This is a genomic window from Micromonospora sp. KC606 (assembly GCF_004348675.1).
Lineage (GTDB): Bacteria > Actinomycetota > Actinomycetes > Mycobacteriales > Micromonosporaceae > Micromonospora.
This window is the reverse complement of the sequence record NZ_SMKN01000314.1, coordinates 1-4,967: the sequence shown is the minus strand read 5'-3', so window position 1 is coordinate 4,967 and position 4,967 is coordinate 1. Positions and strand designations below refer to the sequence as shown.

The 4,967-nt window shown below is 71.2% G+C and carries 4 protein-coding genes; all 4 read right to left on the bottom strand.

What is annotated here, in order from left to right; genetic code table 11:
- Nucleotides 1-2,279: glycosyl hydrolase family 65 protein (locus E1193_RS30020; RefSeq protein WP_132186511.1), on the bottom strand; the 2,279-nt coding region annotated here is incomplete at its 3' end.
- A complete protein-coding gene (locus tag E1193_RS30015) occupies nucleotides 2,276-3,022 on the bottom strand; it encodes a beta-phosphoglucomutase family hydrolase (protein WP_132186512.1) in 747 nt (248 codons plus the stop codon). The genes E1193_RS30020 and E1193_RS30015, both read right to left, overlap by 4 nt.
- A gap of 157 nt (nucleotides 3,023-3,179) precedes the next feature.
- Nucleotides 3,180-4,487 carry an ABC transporter ATP-binding protein gene (locus E1193_RS30010; RefSeq protein ID WP_132186510.1) on the bottom strand — a complete coding sequence of 436 codons (1,308 nt, stop codon included), beginning with the start codon at nucleotides 4,485-4,487 and terminating at the stop codon, nucleotides 3,180-3,182.
- A 137-nt stretch (nucleotides 4,488-4,624) separates the two neighbouring features.
- The coding region (locus E1193_RS30005) for a CDP-glycerol glycerophosphotransferase family protein (RefSeq protein ID WP_207922929.1) at nucleotides 4,625-4,967 on the bottom strand (343 nt) is incomplete at its 5' end.

Here is a 4,967-nt window from a genome sequence, read left to right as displayed (position 1 = left end):
GTGACCGGCTGGGCAGAGGTGACCCACACCTGCTCGCCGTGGTGGCGCAGCTCGACCACGGCGTCGGGGCCGCCGTTGCGCAGCCAGTAGGTGACCTGGTGCGGCCGGACGTCCACCCGCAGCCGCATCGACCGCCACTGCACCGAGAAGTCCAGGCGGCTCAGCCGGTTGGGCAGCCGGGGGGCGAAGGACAGGGTCCCGTCGTGGTCCCGCAGTCCACCGAGCCCGGCGACCAGCGCGATCCACGCCCCGGCCAGTGAGGCCATGTGCACGCCGTCCCGGGTGTTCTCGTTGAGGTCGTGCAGGTCCATCAACGCGGCCTCCCGCAGGTAGCGATGCGCCAGCTCCGGATTACCGACCTCGGCGGCGATCACCGCCTGGGTGCAGGCCGACAGCGAAGAGTCCCGGACGGTACGCCGCTCGTAGTACAGGAAGTTGCGCAGCTTCTCGGCGTCGGTGAACGCGTCCCCCCGCCAGTGCATCGCCAGCACCAGGTCTGCCTGTTTGACCACCTGCTTGCGGTACAGGTCGAAGTACGGGTAGTGCAGCAGCAGCGGGTACTTCTCCGGCGGGGTGTGCTCGAAGTCCCACTCCTGCAACCGGGTGAAGCCCTCCACCTGCTCGTGCACGTCCAGCCCCGCGTCGTACGGGACGAACATGGCGTTCGCCGCGTCCCGCCACTGGGCCGCCTCCTCCTCGGTCACCCCGAGGTCGATCGCCTGGTCCCGGTGGCGCATCGCGCACTCGGCGGCGGTGAGCAGGTTCCGCTGCGCCATCAGGTTGGTGTAGATGTTGTCGTTCTTGACCGCGGTGTACTCGTCCGGACCGGTCACCCCGTCGATGTGGAAGCGGCCGTGCCGGTCGTGGTGGCCGAGCGAACGCCACAGCCGGGCCGTCTCGACCAGCAGTTCCAGCCCGATCTCCCGCTCAAGCTGGACATCCCCGGTAACCAGGACGTACCGGCGCAGGGCGTCGGCGATGTCGGCGGCGATGTGGAAGGCGGCGGTGCCCGCCGGCCAGTACGCCGACGACTCCGGCCCTTCGATGGTGCGCCACGGGAACGCCGCGCCGCGCAGGTTCAACGTCCGGGCCCGCTCCTGCGCCTGGGCCAGGGTGCGGTGCCGCCAGTGCAGCACGTCACGGACCGCGCCCGGCTGGGTGTAGGTGAGCACCGGTAGCACGAACATCTCGGTGTCCCAGAACGCGTGCCCGTCGTAACCCGGGCCGGTAAGACCCTTCGCCGCGATCGGCCGCCGCTCGGCCCGCGCGCCGGCCTGGAGCACGTGGAACAGCCCGAACCGGACCGCCTGCTGCACCTCCGGGTCGCCCTCGACCCGGACGTCGGCGGCCTCCCAGAACTCGTCGAGGTACTCCCGCTGCCCGCGGCACAGCCCCTCCCAGCCGTCCAGCCGGGCGGCGGCGAGGGCCGCCCCGACCTGGTCGCGCAGCGCCGGCAGCGACCGCCGGCTCGACCAGCCGTACGCGACGTACTTGACCACCCGCAGCCTCTCGCCCGGCTGGAGCACGCAGCCGATCGTGGTGCGCACCCAGTCCTCGTACCCCTCGGACTCGATGGTGGCCTTGGTGGGGGCGTGCACGTCGTGGCCCATCAACGCGGCCACCCGCCGGGCGCTGACCTTGGTGCGGTGGATGAGCAGCCCGCCGTCGTCGGTGGTCAGCTCCTCCTCGGCCTGCAACGGCGATTCCAGCACGGCGGCGACCCGGGGGTCGCGGCTCTGCGCCGGCAGGGTCTCGTTGGCGACCAGCTCGGACTGGAGGATCAACCGCAGCGGCCCGTGCACCGCCTCGACCTCGTAGTGGATCGCGGCGACCGAACGCTGGGTGAACGAGACCAGCCGGGTGCTGCGCACCTTGACCTCCCGGCCGGCCGGGGACCGCCAGTGCATCTCCCGGAACAGCGTGCCGCCGCGCAGGTCGAGGACACGTTCGTGGCCGAGGAGTTTGCCGTACCGGACGTCGAGCGGCTCGTCGTCGACCAGCAGCCGGATCAGCTTGCCGTTGGTGACGTTGACGATGGTCTGGCCCGACTCGGGGAACCCGAAGCCGGCCTCCGCGTACGGCAACGGGCGCAGTTCGTGGAAGGAGTTGAGGTAGGTCCCGGGCAGGCCGTGCGGCTCGCCCTCGTCGAGGTTGCCCCGCAGGCCGATGTGGCCGTTGGAGAGCGCGAAGACCGACTCGGCCTGGGCCAGCACGTCGATGTCCAGCCGGGTCTCCCGGACGTGCCAGGGCTCGACCGGATAGGCGCGTTCGCGGATCACGCCGCGCCCTTGAGCAGGTCGGCGAGGTCGGTCACCACGATGTCGGCGCCGTGGGCCAGCAGCTCGTCGGCCTGCCCGACCCGGTCGACGCCGATGACGTAGCCGAAGCCCCCGGCCCGGCCGGCGGCCACCCCGGCGAGGGCGTCCTCGAAGACGGCGGCGTTGGCGGGCGCGACGCCGAGCAGCGCCGCGCCGGCCAGGAAGGTGTCCGGGTGCGGCTTGCCGCGCAGGCCCTCGGCCTGGGCCACCAAGCCGTCGACGCGGGCCTCCAGCAATGGTTCCAGGCCGGCCGAGGCCACCACGTCGCGACAGTTGGCGCTGGCCGAGACGACCGCTCGGCGCAGCCCGGCGGCGACCGCCGCCCGCAGGTACGTCACCGAGCCCGGGTAGACGTCGACCCCGTCGCGGTGGATCCGGTCCAGCAGGACGGCGTTCTTCCGGTTGCCGATGCCGTGGACGGTGTCGGCGTCCGGCGGGTCGTCCGGGCTCCCCTCGGGCAGCACGATCCCGCGGGAGGCGAGGAAGGTGCGGACTCCGTCGGCCCGCGGCCTGCCGTCCACGTACCGCTGGTAGTCCGGCCCGGCGTCGAAGGGCCGGAACGGCTCGCCGGTGGTCGCCGCCCGCCGCGCCAGATAGGCGTCGAAGGTCTCTTTCCAGGCGGCGTTGTGCACCCGGGCGGTCTGCGTCAGCACACCGTCCAGGTCGAAGAGGCAGGCGGTCACGTGATCGGGTAGACCCAGCACATGGTCGAATCTATCCACCGGGCCGCCCCGGCAAACCACTTTGCGACCTTCCAGACCACGGTCCTCCACTCCGTTCGCGACATGTGACGGTGTCCACGTCACCGGACACCCCCAGGTGACGTGAACGGAGTGGATCAAGGCGGTCCGGCCACGACGGTCAGCGCCAGCCGATGTCGATCCGGTCGCCGCGCTCGTCGAAGAAGTGCAGGGCGTCCATCCGGACCGCCACCGACATCGGGTGACCCGACGAGATCGCCGGGTACGGGGCGAGCCGCACCGCCAACTCGGCCGACCGGCGGTGGTGCCGCCCCGGATCGTTGAGCACGCTGGCCCGGTTGCCACCCCCCGTGGGTGCCGGCGTCGGCACCGACTCCGCCGCCCGACCGGCTAGGCGCTGAATGACCTGCCCGAAACGGCGCAGCCCACGCTGCTCGCCCGGGCCGCCGTCCACGGGCGCCCCCAGTTCGTCGAGCACGATCGCGGTGGCGCCGATGTCGAGGAAGGCCAGCGACTCGTGCCCGTGGTGCTCCAGGTAGCGGATTCGTCCCTGGAGAACGTCGCCTCGGGTGTCCGGTGCGACCGGGGTGAGCGCCTCGGCCCGCATGCCGACCACGATCCGCTCGCCGTGGTAGTGCGCCACCGCCCGGCTGCGGATGTCGGTCCAGGGCAGGTGGAGCGCCTGTTCGCCGAGGGTCAGCGTGATGTACCGGTCGAGATGGACGTAGACCGACGCCTCCAGCAGGTTCATCCGGGGGCTGCCCAGGAAGGCCGCCACGTAGAGGGTTGCCGGCCGGCCGTAAACCTGGGTGGGGGTGCCCACGTCCTGCAGGACGCCCCGGCGCATGATGGCCACCCGGTCGGCCATGGTCAGCGCCTCGGCCTGGTCGTGCGTGACGTAGATGGTGGTGACGCCCAACTCGCGGGTGAGCCCGGAGATCTCCGCGCGCAACTCCGCGCGGAGCCCACTGTCCAGGTTGGACAGCGGCTCGTCCATCAGGAAGAGCCCGGGACGGCGGACGATCGCCCGCCCCATCGCCACCCGCTGGCGCTGGCCACCGGAGAGCTGGCTCGGCTTGCGGCCGAGGACCTCCCCGATCCCGAGCGCGCTGGCCACGTCCTGGATCCGCTCGCCGCGCGAGGCCGCTTCGACGCCGGCCAGCCGCAGCGGAAAGCCGATGTTGTCGTTCACGGTCATGTGCGGGTAGAGCGCGAAGTCCTGGAAGACCATGGCGATCTTCCGTTCCCGGGGCGGCAGGTCGTTGGCGAAGGCGCCGTCGAGCAGCACCGCCCCGGAGGTCGGGTCCTCCAGGCCGGCGACCATCCGCAGCACCGTGGACTTGCCGCAGCCAGACGGCCCGAGCAGAACCATGAACTCGCCATCGTTGACGTCGAGATTGACATTGTCGACCGCCAGCGTCCCGTCCGGGAACACCTTGGTGACATCCTTGAGCGCGACGGTGGTCACCGTCTCCTCCCCAGATCGACCGGAACCCCGCTTGACTCTGGTCAGGGTCACCGGCCCGGCACATCGGGTAAACGTGCCATGTTCAGGTTATGACAGGACTATTAACTGACCAGTAACCTGCCGAATCCGAGCTGACCTCACGTCGATTCACCGAGGAACACCCGCCGGACCACCCGTTCCGCCGCACCGCCGTCGTCGAGCGCGCAGAACCGCTCCCGGAATCGCCGCCGCGCCTCCGTCGCGGTCGAGGTTGACTCGCCGCCGGTGCGGAACACTGCCAGCAACTCGTCGAAGGTGACCGCCACCGCCCCCGGCGGCTCGGCGGTCACGTCGAAGTAGACCCCCCGGGCCAGCGCGTACGCGTCCCGGTCCGGGGTGTAGACCACGATCGGCCGGTCCAGGACGGCGTAGTCGAACATGGCCGACGAGTAGTCGGTGACCAGTACGTCGGCGGCGAGATAGAGATCCTCCACGCAGGGG